Genomic DNA, 340 nt, shown 5'->3' with positions numbered 1-340 from the left:
CAGACCACGCGCGGCCATGCCGAGGTGGGTCTCAAGGATCTGACCGACGTTCATGCGCGACGGTACACCCAGCGGGTTCAGCACGACGTCAACCGACTCGCCATTGCCATCGAACGGCATGTCTTCGACCGGCATGATCGCGGAGATGACACCCTTGTTACCGTGACGACCGGCCATCTTGTCACCCGGCTGGATACGACGCTTCACGGCGACGTACACCTTGACGATCTTGAGCACGCCCGGTGCCAGATCATCACCCTGGGTGAGCTTGCGCTTCTTGTCTTCGAAGCGCTCGTCCATCTCGCGACGACGGATCTCGAGCTGCTCATCGGCCTGAGCC

Annotated in this window: 1 protein-coding gene; it reads right to left on the bottom strand. The window is 61.8% G+C overall.

The genetic code is table 11. From position 1 onward, the window contains the following. On the bottom strand, positions 1 to 340 hold a 340-nt coding region (locus R0J88_RS19175), incomplete at both ends, for a hypothetical protein (protein WP_410900757.1).

The sequence above is a fragment of the Pseudoalteromonas sp. SIMBA_162 genome (assembly GCF_046535955.1).
GTDB lineage: Bacteria > Pseudomonadota > Gammaproteobacteria > Enterobacterales > Alteromonadaceae > Pseudoalteromonas > Pseudoalteromonas marina.
Note: the sequence above shows the minus strand (reverse complement) of the source record. Positions and strands in the feature narration are given on the sequence as shown.